11 protein-coding genes are annotated in these 18,554 nt (G+C 60.2%); 6 read left to right on the plus strand and 5 right to left on the minus strand.

The window, feature by feature from the left end; genetic code table 11:
- Positions 1-60: 60 nt before the first annotated feature.
- The 3 genes from araA (at position 61) to I5L79_RS07695 (ending at position 5,445) form a co-directional block, all read left to right on the plus strand.
- Positions 61-1,551 carry an L-arabinose isomerase gene (gene araA, locus I5L79_RS07685; RefSeq protein ID WP_196954436.1) on the plus strand — a complete coding sequence of 497 codons (1,491 nt, stop codon included), beginning with the start codon at positions 61-63 and terminating at the stop codon, positions 1,549-1,551.
- Positions 1,552-1,680: 129 nt separating this feature from the next.
- Positions 1,681-3,381, plus strand: coding sequence for a sodium:solute symporter family transporter (locus I5L79_RS07690; protein WP_196954437.1), 1,701 nt, complete (start codon positions 1,681-1,683; stop codon positions 3,379-3,381).
- A 12-nt stretch (positions 3,382-3,393) separates the two neighbouring features.
- Complete coding sequence (locus I5L79_RS07695) at positions 3,394-5,445, plus strand: alpha-L-arabinofuranosidase C-terminal domain-containing protein (RefSeq protein WP_196954438.1); 2,052 nt, start codon at positions 3,394-3,396, stop codon at positions 5,443-5,445.
- Between the two features lie 400 nt (positions 5,446-5,845).
- Here I5L79_RS07695 and I5L79_RS07700 read toward each other — a convergent pair whose 3' ends face one another.
- Positions 5,846-6,691: an RICIN domain-containing protein gene (locus I5L79_RS07700; RefSeq protein ID WP_196954439.1), complete on the minus strand. Its 846-nt coding sequence runs from the start codon at positions 6,689-6,691 to the stop codon at positions 5,846-5,848.
- A 464-nt stretch (positions 6,692-7,155) separates the two neighbouring features.
- Between I5L79_RS07700 and I5L79_RS07705 the strand changes: the two genes are divergently transcribed.
- From I5L79_RS07705 to I5L79_RS07715, 3 genes are all read left to right on the plus strand, one after another.
- The gene (locus I5L79_RS07705) at positions 7,156-9,003 is read left to right on the plus strand and encodes an NPCBM/NEW2 domain-containing protein (protein WP_196954440.1); all 1,848 of its coding nucleotides are present in this window, start codon (positions 7,156-7,158) and stop codon (positions 9,001-9,003) included.
- A 64-nt stretch (positions 9,004-9,067) separates the two neighbouring features.
- On the plus strand, positions 9,068-10,060 hold the full coding sequence (locus I5L79_RS07710) for a glycoside hydrolase family 43 protein (RefSeq protein ID WP_231402905.1): 993 nt from the start codon (positions 9,068-9,070) through the stop codon (positions 10,058-10,060).
- A gap of 96 nt (positions 10,061-10,156) precedes the next feature.
- Positions 10,157-12,532 carry a glycoside hydrolase family 127 protein gene (locus I5L79_RS07715; RefSeq protein WP_196954441.1) on the plus strand — a complete coding sequence of 792 codons (2,376 nt, stop codon included), beginning with the start codon at positions 10,157-10,159 and terminating at the stop codon, positions 12,530-12,532.
- 197 nt (positions 12,533-12,729) lie between these two features.
- On the opposite strand, the gene I5L79_RS07720 is transcribed toward I5L79_RS07715, so the two are convergent.
- The 4 genes from I5L79_RS07720 to I5L79_RS07735 form a co-directional block, all read right to left on the minus strand.
- Positions 12,730-13,749, minus strand: coding sequence for a glycoside hydrolase family 43 protein (locus I5L79_RS07720; RefSeq protein WP_231402907.1), 1,020 nt, complete (start codon positions 13,747-13,749; stop codon positions 12,730-12,732).
- A 46-nt stretch (positions 13,750-13,795) separates the two neighbouring features.
- Complete coding sequence (gene tal / locus I5L79_RS07725) at positions 13,796-14,944, minus strand: transaldolase (RefSeq protein WP_196954442.1); 1,149 nt, start codon at positions 14,942-14,944, stop codon at positions 13,796-13,798.
- Between the two features lie 223 nt (positions 14,945-15,167).
- Entirely contained in the window at positions 15,168-17,219 is a 2,052-nt protein-coding gene (tkt, locus tag I5L79_RS07730) for a transketolase (RefSeq protein ID WP_196954443.1), read from the minus strand.
- 129 nt (positions 17,220-17,348) lie between these two features.
- Entirely contained in the window at positions 17,349-18,332 is a 984-nt protein-coding gene (locus I5L79_RS07735; protein WP_196954444.1) for an arabinan endo-1,5-alpha-L-arabinosidase, read from the minus strand.
- Positions 18,333-18,554: the final 222 nt, after the last annotated feature.

The raw sequence follows: 18,554 nt of genomic DNA on the forward strand, positions 1-18,554 counted from the left end.
ATGAACAGGTCCTGCTTCGCTTAGCGGGACCAACCATTCCCACGATACTTCATCCCGACCATGATTGACCTTTCCCACTACGAAGCCTGGTTTATCACCGGCAGCCAGCACCTTTACGGCCCCGAAACCCTGGAGCAGGTGGCGCAGCATTCCCAGCAGATTGCCGAAGCCCTGGGCTCAGCCCTCCCCATCAAGATTGTGTATAAGCCGGTGCTGACTGGCCCGGACGGCATTACCAAGCTGGTGCAGGAAGCCAATACGACTTCCAACTGCGTGGGCCTGATTGCCTGGATGCACACCTTCTCGCCGGCCAAAATGTGGATCAACGGCCTGAAGATTCTGCAGAAGCCGCTGGCGCACCTGCACACCCAGTTCAACCGTGACATTCCGTGGCAGGACATCGACATGGACTTCATGAACACCAACCAATCGGCGCACGGCGACCGGGAGTTTGGCTTTATTGGGGCGCGCCTGAAGGTGAAGCGCAAAGTAGTGGTAGGTCACTGGCAGAGTGCCGACGTGCAGGAGCGCCTCAGCATCTGGGCCCGCGCCGCCTGCGCCTGGGCCGACTGGCAGGGCGCCCGCATCGTGCGCTTCGGCGACAACATGCGCTACGTGGCCGTGACCGAGGGCGACAAAGTAGAAGCCGAGCTGAAGTTTGGCTACTCAGTAAACACCTACGGCATCGGCGACCTGGTAGCGGTGATTAACGCCGCCACCGACGAACAGGTGAACGACCTGCTGGCTACCTACGAGCAGGAATACGAGCTGGGTGACTCCCTAAAGGCCGGCGGAGCCCAGCGCGAAAGTCTGCGCGAGGCAGCCCGCATTGAAGTGGGCATGCGCAAGTTCCTACAGGACACTAAGGCCATTGGCTTCACCGATACTTTCGAAGACCTACACGGCATGGCCCAGCTGCCCGGTATTGCCACCCAGCGCCTGATGGCGGAGGGCTACGGCTTCGGCGGGGAAGGCGACTGGAAGACCTCAGCCCTGGTGCGCGCCATGAAGGTGATGGGCGCGGGCCTGCCCGGCGGCAACTCCTTTATGGAAGATTACACCTACCATTTCCAGCCCGGCAACGAACTGGTGCTAGGCTCCCACATGCTCGAAATCTGCCCCAGCATCGCCGAAGGCAAAGTCAAGGTAGAAGTACACCCACTAGGCATCGGCGGCAAGGCCGACCCGGCCCGTCTGGTGTTCAACTGCCCCGCCGGCCCGGCGCTCAATGCCACGATTGTGGATCTGGGCCACCGCTTCCGGTTGGTGGTGAATGAGGTAGAAGCCGTAGCGCCCGAACAGGACTTGCCCAAACTGCCCGTTGCCCGCGTGCTCTGGAAAGTGAAGCCCGACCTGAGCACCGGCGCGGCCGCCTGGATTCTGGCCGGAGGCGCCCACCACACCGGCTACAGCCAGAACCTGACGGCCGAGTACCTCGAAGACTTCGCCGAAATGGCCGGCATCGAGTACGTCATCATCGACGACGAAACCAAGCTGCGCACCTTCAAAAACGAGCTGCGCTACAACGACGTGGCCTTCAGCCAGCGGTAGAGGCAGCAGCGGTAATTGCGGGGCCGGGCTGCGTGCCGGCCTCGCAATTACTGGCGGCAGCATAGCCCGCAGCAAACGTGTGCGGCCTATCTTCCGGCTCTCAACCTCTACCTTTTTTCAACTCTCCTCATGAGCAATAACCTTACGACGCTAGACCTGCTCGTCTTCTTCGTGTACCTGATCGGGGTTTCGGCCTACGGGTTCTACATCTACAAGAGCAAGCAGAAGGCCGAGCAAAGCACCAAAGACTACTTCCTGGCCGAAGGCTCGCTGACGTGGTGGGCCATTGGGGCTTCCATGATTGCCTCCAACATATCGGCCGAGCAGTTTATCGGCATGTCGGGCTCCGGCTTCAAAGTAGGGGTAGCAGTAGCGGCCTACGAGTGGGTAGCGGCGGTGGTGCTCATCATTGTGGCCGTGTTCTTTATGCCGGTGTACCTGAAGAATAAGATCTTCACGATGCCGCAGTTTCTGGAGCAGCGCTACAACTCCACGCTCAGCTTGATTATGAGCATTTTCTGGCTGTTCCTCTACGTGCTCGTCAACCTCACGTCCATCCTGTACCTGGGTGCACTGGCGCTCAGCAACCTCATCGGCGGCGACAGTTTCCACACCATTATCATCCTGCTGGCCATTTTCTCCCTGCTTATTTCCATTGGCGGCATGAAGGTGGTAGGCTACACCGACGTGGTGCAGGTAGTGGTACTGGTTGTGGGCGGCCTCGTCACCACTTACATTGCCCTGAGTTTGGTGAGCACCAAGTTCGGCCTCGGCGGCGGCGCTTTCTCGGGCTTCACGGCCCTCATGGACAAGGCCCCCGACCACTTTCACATGATTTTCCCCAAGCCTACGGATGCTACCCCGCAGCCGGAGGTAGATAAGTACCTGGCCCTGCCCGGCATTGCCATGTACCTGGCCGGCCAGTGGATTGTGAACCTCAACTACTGGGGCTGCAACCAATACATTACCCAGCGCGCTCTGGGCGCCGACCTACACACGGCCCGCACCGGCATCCTATTCGCCGGTATTCTCAAGCTGATGATGCCCGTGATTGTGATGCTGCCCGGCATTGCCGCCTACGTGCTCTACAAGAATGGTAGCCTACAGGCCGAAATGGCCAGCACTGGCTCCTTCAACTCCGACAACGCCTACTCCGCTATTCTCTCCTTCCTGCCAAACGGCCTGAAAGGCTTGTCGATGGCGGCGCTGACGGCGGCCATTGTGGCCTCGCTGGCCGGTAAGGTGAACTCCATTTCCACCATCTTCACCCTCGACATCTATAAACGCTACCTGGCCCCCGAGGCTTCGGAGAAAAAGCAGGTGTGGGTGGGCCGACTCACCATTCTGGCGGCGGTAGTTCTGAGCGTGGCCTTCACCTGGAAGGACTTGCTGGGCATCGGCGGCGAAGGCGGGTTCCAATTCATTCAGAAGTACACGGGCTTCATTTCGCCCGGTATCCTGGCGGTGTTCCTGCTGGGCATGTTCTGGAAGCGCACCACGGCTACGGCCGGCATCGTGGGCATCCTGGCCGGCTTCGTGCTGTCGGTGTTCTTCAACGAATATGCTCCCGCGGTGCTGGGCCGCGAAACCCTGCTCTACACGGCCTTTCCCAATGGCAAGGGCGAGTTTGAAATTCCCTTCCTCATCTGCATGGGCCTATCCTTCGCCATCACTATGGTGCTGATGATTGGCACCAGCCTCGCTGGCCCGGCTATCAATGCCAAGGCCATTGACCTCAACCCCGGTATGTTCCGCGTGAGCCGGCAGACGATGACGCTCATCGTCATCACGATGCTGCTGCTCACGGCGCTCTACGTCAAATTCTGGTAACTCCTTCTTCTAATGCTTCCACTTCCCACCTTTCGCGTACGCTTGCTGGCCGCTGGCCTCACGGGGCTGAGCTGGCTGCCCGCCGCCGCCCAATCCGCTGCTCCCGCCACCATCACGGTGCAGGTAAACAAACCCGGCGGGGCCGTGTCGAAAAACATGTATGGTCTGTTTTTCGAGGACATCAACTTCGCCGCCGACGGTGGGCTGTACCCCGAGCTCGTCAAAAACAAGTCGTTTGAAACCGATGAGCACCTGGTAGGGTGGAAGGCCCTGCGCGGGGGCGCCGGCCTCGAAACCTATGCCGTGCTTTCCCAGCAGCCTATTAGCGCCACCAACCGCCACTTCGTGCGACTGAATGCCCGCGTGGCCGGCCCCGATGCGGGCATGGTGAACGAAGGCTTCCGCGGCATGGGCGTGAAGCAGAACGCTGAGTACACGTTCTCGCTCTACGCCCGCAAAGGCCCCGGCAGCGTGAACAGCCTGACGGTGACGCTGGAAAGTGAGAAAGGCCAGCCTCTGGCCCAGGCCCAGGTTTCGGGCCTGACGAGTGAGTGGAAGAAGTATTCCTTGCCCATCAAGCCCTCCGCCACCGACGCCAAAGCCCACCTGAAGATTACGCTGGATGGGGCCGGCGCCGTGGACGTGGACGTGGTTTCTCTGTTTCCGAAAGACACTTGGAACAACCGCCCCAACGGCCTGCGTACCGACCTGGTGCAGCTGCTGAAAGACATGCAGCCCGGCTTCCTGCGCTTTCCAGGCGGCTGCATTGTGGAAGGCCGCACCCTGGCCGAGCGGTATCAGTGGAAGAAAACCATCGGCGACGTGGCTTCCCGGGAGCCGCTCATCAACCGCTGGAACATGGAGTTCAAGCACCGCTCCACGCCCGACTACTACCAATCCTTCGGCCTGGGCTTCTTCGAGTATTTCCAGCTTTCCGAAGACATTGGCGCCGAGCCTCTGCCCATTCTGAACGTGGGTATGGCCTGCCAGTTCAACTCGGCTGAGCTGGCCCCGATGAGCAGCACCGCCGGCGGCCCCAATGCCGGCAACGACCCCAACACCGGCGACCCGACCCTGGATACGTTCATTCAGGACGCCATCGACCTGATTGAGTTTGCCAACGGGCCCGCCACCAGCCCCTGGGGCGCCAAGCGCGTAGCTATGGGCCATCCGGCTCCGTTCAACCTCAAGATGATTGGCATCGGCAACGAGCAGTGGGGCCCCCAGTACCTGGAGCGCTACGAGCCGTTTGCCAAGGCCGTGAAGGCCAAGTACCCCAATATCCAGATCGTGAGTAGCGCCGGTCCCAGCCCCGATGGGGAGTTGTTCGAGAAAGCCAGCAAGCGGCTGGGCGAGCTGAACGCCGAGTACGTGGATGAGCACTACTACGCCAAGCCCGAGTGGTTCCGGGAGCACGCCGACCGCTACGACAAGTACTCCCGCAAAGGCCCCAAGATTTTTGCCGGCGAGTACGCCGCCCAAAGCGTGGCCATCGGCTCGCCCGACAACAAGAACAACTGGGACTGCGCCCTGTCGGAAGCCGCCTTTATGACGGGCTTGGAGCGCAACGCCGACGTGGTGGGCATGGCTTCTTACGCACCTATGCTGGCCCATGTAGACGCCTGGCAGTGGACGCCCAACATGATCTGGTTCGACAACCTGAACTCCTACGGCACCACCAACTACTACGTGCAGAAGCTGTACGCCCTGAACAAAGGCACTACCATTCTGCCCGTGCAACTGCCTGGCAATGCTAAAAACGGGCAGGACAACCTGTTCGTGAGTGCTGTGGCCGATAATGGTACTGGCGAAGTGGTGGTGAAGCTGGTAAACTACTCGCCGGAAGCCCGCGCGGTGAAAGTAAACCTGGCCGGAGCCAAAAAGCTGGGCAAAACCGGCAAGGCCACCGTACTGGCCAGCCCCGACCTGCAGGCCCAGAACACGCTGGAGCAGCCGCTGAACGTGGCTCCTAAGGAGTTGCAGTTCAAGGTGTCATCGGCTACGCTGGAGTACACACTGGCGCCTAACTCTTTCACGGTGTTGCGGGTGGCAGGCAAGAAGTAAATAGTGAATAGGCGCTACCTGCGGGTAGCCAATACGTACTGGTGGAGAAAGAGTGAGGGCTGTTCGTTAGGCGGCAATACCAGAGGTAAGGGGCTGGTTTTGCAGGCTGTATGCGGGCAGTTTCTCACTCTTTTATTTTTCCGGGTAAGTATGTGCACTTAGCCACCGGTCTGCCGCTGGTTGATACTTATTGACGCTTAACTAAGAGCAATTGTCGTTGTAGAGACGCATACACGCGTCTCAGTCGTTGCCACATAAGGCTGACTGTCGTTCAACGACGAGACTCAAGTATGCGTCTCTATATCAGCCAAGACGTAGGTACGACTACCAACAAAAAGAGCCGGTTCGCAAGAACCGGCTCTTTCATTTTTACCTATTTTAGTCCGCGGCCACGCAGCAGTTACTGCTGCACAATGCGGGTTTGCTGGACGTAGTTGCCTTGGCTCACGCGCAGGATGTAGATACCGGCGGCCAGCGACTGGCGGCTCAGACTGACGGCGTTGGTGCCAGCTCGCAGAGCGGTACGCTGGCTGAGCACTTTGTGGCCCAGTACATCCAGCAGCTCTACCTCAGCGGCACCGCTACGGACGGTAGTTACTTTTACCGACAGCGCCTGGTTGCGGCTGAGCGGGTTGGGGTACACCTCGGCATTCAGCTCGGCGGGGTTGGTTTTCCGGTTGGCCGTGGGGCTCGAAATGAGCGTGAGCTGCCAGCGCTGGGCTTCGGCAAAGTCAGTGTCATCCCACAGGTTCACGCGGGCCCCGGGAATGTCGCTGGCAAAGCCTACCTCCAGCACCTGCGGCTTGGCAGCGTCCTTGGTGGCTTTCAGCATCAACTCGAAAAGGTCGTTGCCGGTGTTGGTAATCAGCCAGCGCTGGGCGTCACTGTCGGAGGTTACGTTCTGCTCAATCTGCGTGCCGGCCGCCGTGTTCAGGGCTACGGGCTGCAGATACATGGTGGAGCCGGTGTGCCGTATTTTATAGGAGCCGTCGGTCTGGGCTTCCAGCACGAACCGCTGGGCATCAATGCCGTTGTCGAGATATTGACCAACGCTAGCCCCGGCTTCCTTGGAGTCGAAGTCTACGTCCAGACACAGCGGGGTTTTCGTGGTCGGATCCACTTTGCCGTAGTGCGTGATTTTGTAGGTGCCGCCGTCTACCAGCGTTTGGGCCTGAGCCATTGCCAGTTGGCTTATGCCCAGCAGGCATACCGTAGCCAATGAACCGAAGAGTACTGATTTTTTCATGGGATTTGAATTGAGAAGTGAAGAAGGGTTAAGGAAAAGGCCGTTGTTCCTGAAGGAGGAGAGGGGGTTAAGCAAGTTCATACTGGGTTTACTGTCACAAACGATTGTGTTTATATGGGGCATTACGGATAGAATAGTGATTGGCAGCAAAGTGAAACGCGCAGCAGGGAGGGCAACGTACTGCGCCTCGTGTAAAATCGAAAAGCCGAAGGTTTTCGGCCGCAAGCGCTCCTGCCTGGTTCTTGAGCGAGGAACGCGGGACTAAAGTAATCATAAAATCTGCACAATCGATTGCGTTGCACCAGAAAAATTATCAGCTTTGCTTACCTGAGCTTATTGCGGGACCAGAGGTGGGTAAAAGGAGCGTGGACTAGCTGCGAATGAGTGGGGTCTTGGCTTTCTTAACTACACACTCAACTACACAACGCCTCGGCTTTTCCGGCCAGATATCAACTCAGCTCCTTATGCCCAATTTTCGGAAACTGCTGGCCTTGGCGGCCGGCGTGCTGCTGACCACCGGCGCACTGCCCGCTGTGGCTCAACGCGCCACGCCCGATTTTCACCAGTGGGCCGCCACGCCGCCCATGGGCTGGAATAGCTGGGACTGCTACGGCCCCACCGTAACGGAAGCCGAGGTGAAGGCCAATGCCGACTATATGGCCCGCAACCTGAAAAGCAGCGGCTGGGAGTATGTAGTAGTAGATATCCGCTGGTACGTGGGCAACGACACGGCCCACGGCTACAACGAGAAAGACCCCGCCTGGAACATCGATCAGTACGGGCGCTTCGTGCCCGCGCCTAACCGCTTCCCGTCGGCAGCCGGCGGTAAAGGCTTCAAGCCTCTGGCCGATTACCTGCACGCCAAGGGCCTCAAGTTCGGGATTCATATTATGCGCGGAGTGCCGGTGGTAGCAGTGCAGCGCAAGCTGCCCATTCTCGGCAGCAAAGCCACGGCCGCCGATATCTACTCCAAAGAAGGGCAGGCGGGCTGGCTCCGCGACATGTACACGGTGGTGGCCGGCCGCCCAGGAGCCCAGGAGTACTACAACTCCCTGTTCAAGCTCTATGCCGGCTGGGGCGTCGATTTTGTGAAGGTAGACGACTTGTCGTTGCCCTACCACAAGGCGGAGGTGGAGATGATTCGGCGGGCCATTGATAAGTCGGGCCGGAAGATTGTGCTGAGTACTTCGCCGGGGGAAACGCCCATTGCGGAGGCCCGTCACGTGGCTGCCCACGCCAACATGTGGCGCACTGTGGGCGACTTCTGGGACTCCTGGGAGCAGCTAAAGGAGCACTTCGAGGTATGCAACCGCTGGGCGCCCTACATCGGGCCCGGCGCTTTCCCCGATGCCGATATGCTGCCGCTGGGCCGCCTGGGTATCCGGGCCGAGCGTGGCGAAGACAGGATGACGCGCTTCACCCGCGACGAGCAGTACACCCTGATGACCCTGTGGAGCATTTTCCGCTCCCCACTCATGTTCGGTGGCGACCTGCCCAGCAACGACGCCTTCACCCTGAGCCTGCTTACCAACTCCGACGTGCTGGCCGTAAACCGCAGCAGCACCCGTAACCGCCAGCTGTTTCGCCGGAACGACCTGATTGCCTGGGCCGCCGACGACCCCAAAACCGGCGACAAGTTCCTGGCCGTCTTCAATGCCCAGGACCAGGAGCTGCTGCCCGAAACCGAGGCCGTGTGGGCCAGCGGCCCGATTACGCGCCAGACGCCCGGCCACCGCGAAGAGCTCAAAGCCAATATCGGCGGGGCGCGCCAGCTATACCTGAACGTGCGCGACGGGGGCGACGACATTGCCTGGGACCATGCCGACTGGCTGAACATAACACTTTCAGATGGGCAGAAAACCGTGCTGCTCTCCTCCCTGCCCTGGCAAAAAGCCACCGCCGGCTGGGGGCAGGTTGTGGCCAACAAAAGTGTGTCGGGTGGCGGACTAGTGGTAGGAGGGAAGGCTTACGCCAGCGGCATCGGCACGCACGCCAACTCCATGATTACCTACGAGCTGCCCGCCGGCTTCACGCACCTCGCCGGTGAAGTAGGCCTTGACCAGGCCGGGGCAGCCCAGAATACGGGCGGCACGCTCAACTTTCTGGTGTTCACGAAAAACCCCTACCGGCCCATGCCCGCCGACTCTAGCCGTGTGGCCGTGGCGCTGCAGAGTCTGGGACTGAAAGGCGCCTGCACCGTACGCGACCTGTGGACAGGGAAAAATCTGGGCCAGGTTACCGGCGAGTTCGCGCCCTACATCCGCCGCCATGGCGCGGGGCTTTACCGGATTTCAGCAATAAAGAACAACTAGGCTGATTACGCGCCCAAGCTGATAAGTAGGTGTGCTTATATCAAAAACGGATAATTCCTTTCCAATGAAAAAATACATGTGCCTGCCGGTGGTTGCCGTTCTGGGCCTGCTGTCAGCTTGCCAGAAGGAGAAGCCTGCGCCCTTCGTGCCACCGGTTGTTACACCCGATGCCAATCGCAACCCCATCATCCGGGACAAATACACAGCCGACCCGGCCGCGCTGGTACACGATGGCAAGGTCTATATCTACGCCGGCCACGACGAAACTCCGTTTCCGCAGGAAGGCTACCAGATGAAGGAGTGGCTGTGCTACTCTTCCCCAGACATGGTAACCTGGACTGAGCACCCCGTGCCCCTGCGCGTGACGGACTTTACCTGGGCCCGCGCCGATGCCTGGGCCTCGCAAGTGGTGGAGCGCAACGGGAAGTTTTACTGGTACGCCACCGTGGACCACCGCACCGTGCCCGGCAAGGCCATAGGCGTGGCCGTGGCCGATAACCCGCTTGGTCCTTTTAAAGACGCCCGCGGCTCGGCCCTGGTTACGAACGATATGACCACGAAGGTGAACAGCTTCTTCGATGATATTGACCCCACGGTTATTATCGACGACGCGGGTCAAGCTTATCTGTACTGGGGAAATACGGCCTGCTACTACGCCAAGCTCAAAGCCAACATGACGGAGCTGGACGGGCCCATCAACACCATTGTGCTTCCTAGCTACACCGAGGCGCCCTGGGTACATAAGCGCGGTGACTGGTACTACTTGTCCTACGCCACCGAATTCCCGGAGAAGCTGGCCTACGCTATGGGCCGCAGCCCCGAGGGGCCGTGGGAATACAAGGGCATTCTGAATGAGCTGGCCGAGAACAGCAACACCAACCACCAGGCCATCATCGACTTCAAGGGCAAGTCTTACTTCGTGTACCACAACGGCGCCAACGGCCCCGCCGGTGGCTCGTTTCGCCGCTCCGTATGCGTGGATTACCTGTACTATAACACTGACGGCACCATCCAAAAAGTCATCATGACCAAGGCAGGTGTGGCTCCGGCGGAGTAACTGGCCGCTGTTGTTCAGTCGTGGGCAGGTGAAAAGCCAGAAAGAGAAAAAACAGCATGACCTAACCATAGCTGCAAAACACGTCTTTTATTTCCTATGAAAAACAAACCTGTTTCCACTTGGCTACTGACCAGCGCCGCGCTGTTGCTGGCGGCTGGTCCGGTGGCGGCGCAGTCGTACGCGCCGGAGTGGCGCAATCCCAAAATCAAGGTAGAGCCGGTGGTGCCGGTGCAGGCCTACGCGTTTCCGCTGCGCGATGTGCGTTTGCTCGATAGTCCGTTTAAGGCGGCGCAGGAGCGCGACGTGCGCTATCTGCTGGACCTGGAGCCCGACCGGCTGCTGGCCCGCTTCCGCCAGAATGCCGGGCTGCCGGCCAAGGGCAAGGAGTACGGAGGCTGGGAAAGTCAGGGCATTTCGGGCCACTCGCTGGGACACTACTTGGCTGCCTGTGCGCTGGCGTATGCCTCCACGGGTGACACCCGGTTCAAGCAGCGCGTCGACTACATGGTGCAGGAGCTGGCTTTGTGCCAGAGCAAGCGCCAGACCGGCTACGTAGGTGGCATCCCGAAGGAAGACCAGCTGTTTGCCGAAATCAAGCGAGGCGACATTCGCTCCAGCGGCTTCGATCTGAATGGCGGTTGGGTGCCTTGGTACACAGTGCACAAGGTGCTGGCCGGCTTGGTGGATGCGTACCTGTACACCGACAACGAGCAGGCCAAAACCGTGGCCGTGAAGCTGGCCGACTGGGTGGGCGACGTGACGCAGAACCTCTCCGAAGCCCAGATGCAGCAGATGCTGGCCTGTGAGCACGGGGGCATGAACGACGCGCTGGCTAGCGTGTACGCCCTCACCGCCGACAAAAAGTACCTCACGCTTTCCTACCGCTTCAATCACCAGGCCATCCTCAGCCCCCTCGCTCAACGCCGCGACGAGCTGACCGGCAAGCACGCCAACACCCAGATTCCGAAGATCCTGGGGGCGGCCCAGCAGTACGAGCTGACGGGTAATGCTGCCGAGAAAACGACGTCAGAGTTCTTCTGGGATGCTATTGTCCGGCATCGTTCCTACGCCAACGGCGGGAACAGCGACCATGAGCACCTGGGCGCGCCCGACAAGCTCGCGGACCGGCTGAACATGGAAACCACCGAAACCTGCAATACCTACAACATGCTCAAGCTGACCCGGCACCTGTTTGCCTGGCAGCCCACCGCGGCCCTCGCCGACTACTACGAGCGGGGGCTCTACAACCATATTCTGGCTTCCCAAAACCAGGAAACGGGCATGATGTGCTACTTCGTGCCGCTGGTGGCCGGGGGCAAAAAAGCCTACAACACGCCCACCGAGTCGTTCTGGTGCTGCACCGGCACGGGCATGGAAAACCACGTGAAGTACGGGGAGGGTATCTACTTCCGGGGCCAGGATGAAAGCCTGTACGTGAACCTCTATGTACCCTCGGAGCTACAGTGGCGCGAGAAAAGCGTGGTCATAAAGCAGGATGCGCGCTTTCCCGCTGCCGACACTGTGCGCCTGACGGTGCAGGCCCGCAAAGCCACCAAGTTCCCTCTGAAGTTGCGCCAGCCCGGCTGGGCTACGGGCGGCCTGAAGCTGCGCCTCAATGGCAAAGCAGTAGAGGCCAAAGCCGGCTCGGATGGCTACGTAGTGCTAACCCGCAAATGGCGCTCCGGCGACCGGGTTGAACTTGTGCTGCCCAAGAGCCTCTACACCGAAGCCCTGCCCGACAATCAGCAGCGCTTGGCTATGCTCTACGGCCCCTGGCTGCTGGCTGGTCAGCTCGGAAAGCAGGCACCTGATGCACAGAAAGGTGCCCCAGTGCTCGTCACGACCCAACCCGAAATCAGCAGCTTTGTGCAGCCGGTTGACCAGCAAGCGGTAGCGTTTGAGGTAAGCCAGCTCAGCCAGTCGCAGCCCGTGCGGCTGGTGCCGTTCTATCAGGTTTATGACGAGCACTACAACGTATACTGGGACCAGTTCACACCCGCCCAGTGGGCCACCCGACAGGCTGAGTTTGAGGCCGAGCGGCTGCGCCAGCGGGAATTGACCGCTCGCACCACCGACGAGCTGCGCATTGGGGAAATGCAGCCGGAGCGCGACCATGAGCTTACCAGCCAGAACTCCGTGGCCGGTGACGCCAACGGCAACAAGTGGCGCCACGCTACCGACGGCGGTTTCTTCGCCTTTCGCCTGAAAACCGACCCCAAGTCCACTCACCAGCTCCTTATCAGATACTGGGGCAGCGACGCCTACAACCGCGCCTTCGACGTGCTGGTAGACGGCCAGAAAGTGGCCACGCAGGTGCTCGAAAACAATAAGCCTGGCCAATACTTTGAGGAAGCCTATGTATTGCCAGCCGCCCTCACCAAGGGCAAAAACAGTGTGTTGGTGAAGCTGCAGGCCCACCCCGGCAAAACCGCCGGCGGCGTCTACGGCTGCCGCATGGTCCGCGACAAGTAATTGTCGCATACTGATTTGTGACAGTAAATGTCATGCTGAGCGGAGTCGAAGCCTCTCTGCTGCTGCGTTGGATTACTAATCAGTAGCTAGAGCTAGAGAGGCTCCGACTCCGCTCAGCATGATGTTTTTTTAAGCTGAAAGACGAAAAAGCCCGCTGGAAATGCTTCCAGCGGGCTTTTTCTATAAAGCGGAGACGATTACTTAACCGGTTTCACGCCTTCTGAGGTCATGACCACCCGCTTCATCGTGCCATCCTTGTTGTAATACAGGTCGTCGATGCACACGGAGCGGCGGAAGGAGCCGCCGTCGGTGTTGATGCCGCCGTTATGATAGATGAAGTAGGACTTGCCTTTGAAGTCGATGATGGCCTGGTGGTTGGTGTTGGAGTTGCCAGCCAGCTCATTCAGGATGCCCTTGTATTCCCACGGACCTTCGATGCTGCGACTCATAGCGTATACAATCTTCTCGGGAAAGCCCGAAGCGTAGGAGAGATAGTACCAGTCGCCGCGTTTGTGCACCCAAGGGGCCTCGGTGAAGTTCGGCAGCGTCACTTTCTGAATCGGGCCGTCCAACTCCGTCATGTTGGCTTTCAATTTGGCGTAGTAGCACTGGCTGTTGCCCCAGTACAGGTAGGCCTGCCCGTTTTTCTCGATGAACACCGTCGGGTCAATATCGTCCCACCCGATCTTCACGTCCGTGGTCATGTTGTTCGTAATCAGGGCCGAGCCGCGGGCGTCTTTGAACGGCCCGAGCGGGTTATCGGCCACGGCCACGCCAATGGCTTTGCCAGGAATGGAGCCATGCTCCACCGCCGCGTACCAATAGAACTTGCCATCCCGCTCCACCACCTGCGAGGCCCAGGCATCATCCCGCGCCCAGGCAAAGGCCTTCACGTTCAGCGGTGAGGGATGCTCCTGCCAGCTCACCATATCCTTTGAAGAAAACACCAGCCACTCATGCATCACGTAGGCTTGCTGGGGTGCAGGGGCCTCGTCGTGGCCGGCGTAGAGGTACACTGTACCGTTGTGCACCAGCGCGGCGGGGTCGGCGGTGTATTTCTGCTTGATGATGGGGTTGCTGCCGCTGGCAGAAGCAGTCGTAGCCGGGCTGGTTTGGGCCACGGCCGCGCAGCTAGGCAGCGTGAGGCCGAGCAGCCCCAAGAGCCCGAGGCGCAGGGGCTGCCGCAGCATATTGGTAGACATCAGGTACTTCATCATAGATAGGGTGGGAGGCAGAAGCAAGCAGTTGGGTGATAAAACCGGACTAAACGGTTGGCTCGGCCGTGGCCGATTGCAGGGCCGCTTGGCGCTGCGTCTCTAAGGTGCTGATCAGCTTGGCAAAGGGTTCATTGAATTTATGGGCGCCCTCGTCCTCGAGCTGCTGGCTCACCTGCTCCAAGGCGATGCCCAGCTCGGGCAAGCGGGCCAGCACCTGGGTCGCCTGCTCAGTGCCCTCTTCCAGGCGGCTTTGCGGCTGCCCGCCTGTGCGGTAGAGGTCCAACGTCTCGACGGGAATCGTGTTGACCGTCTCGGGCCCGATCAGCTGCTCGACGTACTTCAGGTTGTCGTATTTGGGGTTCTTGTTGCCCGTACTGGCCCACAAGAGCCGCTGCACGGCCGCGCCCTTCGCCTGCAGCGCCTGCCAGCGCGCTCCACTGAAGATGCCCTTGTAGAGCTGATACGCTTGCTTAGCGCTGGCCAAGGCTACCTCGCCCACCAGCGACTGGGCCAGCGCTGCTTTCTCCCCGCCCTGCTGGGCCAGCTGCTCGAGCTGCGGGTCCAGCAGCACGTCAATGCGCGAGAGAAAGAAGCTGGCCACCGAGTCGATGCGCGACAGGGGCAAGCCGGCGGCAGCGCGGTCCTCCAGGCCTTGCAGGTAGGCCTCGGCCACGGCTTTGTAGCGGTTCAAACCGAAGATCAAGGTCACGTTCACGTTCACCCCGTGGGCAATAAGCTGGCGGATGGCCGGCAGGCCTTCGCGCGTGGCGGGGACCTTGATCATCACGTTGGGCCGGTTCACGGCGTGCCAGAAGCGCAGGCCTTCGGCAACCGTGCCCTGGGTGTCGTGAATCAGGGTGGGGGAGACTTCCAGGCTCACGTAGCCGTCACCGCCGCTGTCGGGGGCATCATAGAGCGGACGCAGCAGGTCGCAGGCGTGCTGCACGTCCTCGATGGCTAGCTGCTCGTAGATCTGCTCGGCGGAAAGGCCTTGCCGGGCCAGGGCCTGGATGCTGGCCTCGTAGTCAGCGCTGCCGCCGATGGCCTTCTCGAAGATGGCCGGGTTCGACGTGACCCCGCGCAGGCCGTCCTCGGCGAGCAGGCGTGAAAGCTCCCCGTTCACTAAAATGTTGCGCCGGATGTAATCCAACCAAATGCTCTGGCCGTGTTGTTTAATGGCTACTAATGGATTCATGAGAATTGTCGGTGAAGCGGTAGGAGGGTACGAGGAAGGCGGGTTAAGTTTTGTGGAATGACTAATAGCCCGTCATGCAGAGCGCAGCGAAGCATCTCGCGTGCTGATGTTGCCAACGTAATCTGCTTACGACTGCATACGAGATGCTTCGCTGCGCTCTACATGGCGTTCATACTTCGCATGATGGGTTTAATTCGTCCAGAACCCTTGACTTTTATACAGCTTAGGAAAGCACTTCCTTCGGCTCAGTTTCGGCGGGCTCGTCTTGCAGCAGGCCTTTGGCTTTGGCTACCACGTTCTCCACCGAAAAGCCAAACAGCTCCATCAACACCTCGCCCGGCCCCGACTCGCCGAAGCGGTTGATGCCGATGACGGTGCCTTCGTCGGTGACGTACTTGTGCCAGCCCATGGGCGAACCGGCTTCGATGGAAACCCGCTTGCGCACCGAGGGCGGTAGCACTTGGCGCTGGTAGGCTTTGTCTTGCTGCTCAAACAGCTCCCAACTGGGCATGCTTACCACGCGGGTGGCGTGGCCTTCTGCTTCCAGGGCTTTCTGCGCTTCCAGGGCCAACGAAACTTCCGAACCCGTGGCCAGCAAAATCAGCTCCGGCTGACCCGATTCGGCTTCTTTCAGAATGTAGGCGCCCTTCGCCACGCCTTCACGCGCCGAGCCGAACTGGTTCTGGTCGAGCACGGGCAGCTTCTGGCGCGATAAAATCAGCACCACCGGCGACTTAGGCTTGGTCATGGCCACGCGCCAGGCTTCCACGGTTTCGTTGGCGTCGCCGGGGCGCAGCAAGATGATGTTGGGAATGGTGCGCAAAGCCGCCACGTGCTCTACTGGCTGGTGCGTGGGCCCATCCTCGCCCAGCCCAATGCTGTCGTGAGTAAACACGAACGTCACGGCCGACTCGGCCAGGGCCGTGAGACGGATGGCGCCGCGCATGTAGTCGGAGAAGGAGAGGAAGGTGCCGCCGTACACGCGCAGCCCGCCGTGGTGCGACAGGCCGTTCAGGGCCGCGCCCATGGCGTGCTCGCGCACTCCAAACCACACGTTGTTGTAGTGGTACTGGCCGGGCTGGAAGCTGATGTCGCTGCTGGTGGGCATTTCGTTGGAACTGGCCAAATCAGCCGAGCCGCCAAACAGGTAAGGAACCGTCTTTTTCAGCGCGTTCAGGGCTTTGCCCGAAGCCTGACGCGTAGCCAGGGCTCCATCGGCCGCCGTGAAAATCGGCAGCTCCGCATCCCAGCCCGCCGGCAGCTCACCCGCAAACGAGGTCTGAAACTGCGCCGCTTCAGCCGCAAATTCCTGCTGGTAATTAGCGAACGACGCATTCCAGGCTTGCTGCAGCTCGGCGCCGCGCTGGCCGGGCTCTAGCATGTGCCGGCGCACGTCCTCAGGTACCACGAACGACTGCGCCGGGTCCCAGCCGAAAAACTCCTTGGCTTTGCGTAGGTTGTCGGGCCCCAGCGGGCTGCCGTGTACTTTGCTGGTCCCTTCGCCGGGGCTGCCGTAGCCGATGATGGTTTTGATGGAAATCAGCGAGGGCCGCTCGGTTTCCTGCTGAGCGGCCCGAATGGCTTCCTCAATGGCGTCGAGGTCGTTGCCATCGGCCACGCGGGACGTATGCCAGCCATAGGCCTCGAAGCGGGCCAGGGCGTCCTCGGTGTAGGAAAGATTAGTAGGTCCATCGAGGCAGATGTCGTTGTCGTCGTAGAGGTAGATGAGCTTGCCCAGCTTGAGGTGGCCGGCCAGCGAAGCTGCTTCGGCCGCAATGCCCTCCATCAGGTCCCCGTCGCTTACAATGGCGTAGGTGTAATGGTTCACGACTTCGTGCCCGGGCTTGTTGTAGGTAGCGCCCAGAAACGCCTCAGCCATAGCCATGCCCACACCGTTCCCAAAACCCTGCCCCAGCGGACCCGTGGTTACTTCCACGCCCGGCGTCATGTTCGACTCTGGGTGGCCGGGCGTGCGCGAGTGCAGCTGTCGGAAGGCCTTCACGTCGTCGAGGCTCAGATCGTAGCCATATAAGTGCAGCAGGCTGTAGAGCAAAGCCGAGCCGTGCCCCGCCGACAGCACGAACCGGTCCCGGTTGGGCCATTTCGGGTCCTGGGGGTTGAAGCGCAGAAAGCGCGAAAACAACACGTAGGCCATGGGCGCCGCGCCCAGCGGCAGGCCGGGGTGGCCAGAGTTGGCCTGCTGCACCGCATCCACGGACAGCAAACGGAGGGTGGTGACGCTAAGCTCGTCGAGCGAGAGAGTGGGAGCGGCCATAGGGCAGATCAATAGTTGACGGGTACAGGAGGAAGCCGAATGGCTGGGAAGCAGCACACGGGTCAGCAAAGTAAGAATTTTACTTCTATACACAATCGATTGTGTATATAAATCAGCAAAAGCATCCTTTTACGGTTTCACCACAGGCCAGCCGGCGGTGTCCCAACCCAGCTTTTCCACGCGCAACTTGGGGTGGCCCTGGTCGGCGGCATCGTAGGCGTGAAACAACAAGTAATCGGTCTTATCGAAGGTTACGACGGCGTTGTGGCCCAGGCCAAACCAGTTGTTGTCGCCGGCCAGCACCAGGGTGCCGCCGCCCTGGGTGAGGGGCACGTTGGCGCGGTCGAGGTAGGGACCGGTCAGGGATTTGGAGCGGCCCACCATGATTTTGTAGGTACTCTCCACGCCGCGGCAGCAGTAGTCGAACGAGGTAAACAGGTAGTAAAAGCCGTTTTTCTGGAAAATGAACGGGGCTTCAATGGCGCCGTCGCCGGGCAGAGAGTCGGCGAGCTGGGCGGAGCGGGGGCGGCTGGCCAGCGTCTGCCACTGCTCGGGCTGCGCGGGAGCCTTTAGGTCGGGGCGGAGCTTTACCAGCTTGATGCCGTTCCAGAACGAGCCAAACGTAAGCCAGGGCGTACCGGCCGCGTCGCGAATCAGGTTGGGGTCGATGGCGTTCCACATATCCCGCCCCGGCACCGACTGTAGCACGCGCCCGTGGTCCACCCACTTGTACTTGGGGTCCTTGGGGTTGAGGGTGGTATTGGTAGCCAGCCCGATGCAGGAGGTGTTTTTGCCAAAGGCCGAAATCGAGTAAAACAGGCTGTACTGGCCGTTGTGGAAGGAGATATCGGGCGCCCAGATGTGGTTGCCGCGGAAGCCGGGCACGGCCGCTGTGGCCCAGGCGGGCGCCTCGGCAAACACCGCCGGCTCGGGCTGCCAGCTTTTCATATCGCTAGACGACCACACCGCAATGCCCCGGCCGGTGCAGAACAGGTAGTAGCGGGTGTCTTGCCGAATCATCACCGGGTCGTGGGCCGGAATACGGGGCGGGGCCTGGGCCCACGCGACGGCGCTGCTCAAAAGCAGCAGGAGGGAAAGCAGGAGTTTTTGCATGAAAAAGTGCGAGAATTACATAAACGATTGTGTAAGTCTTGCTAGTTACCTAAATTCACCACACCAAGTACGAGCAGCCTTAATTTTTTCTGGTAATGTCCTTGTTGGATGTATCAGCACACACGTTGCCGGGAAATGTATCTTTGCCGGGTATCATTTGGTGTCTGCATTGCTTCTTTACCTTGCCGGCGGCCGATTATCGGCCGCGCTGACGTTCCCTCT

This window comes from Hymenobacter guriensis (genome assembly GCF_015773195.1).
Classification (GTDB): domain Bacteria; phylum Bacteroidota; class Bacteroidia; order Cytophagales; family Hymenobacteraceae; genus Hymenobacter; species Hymenobacter guriensis.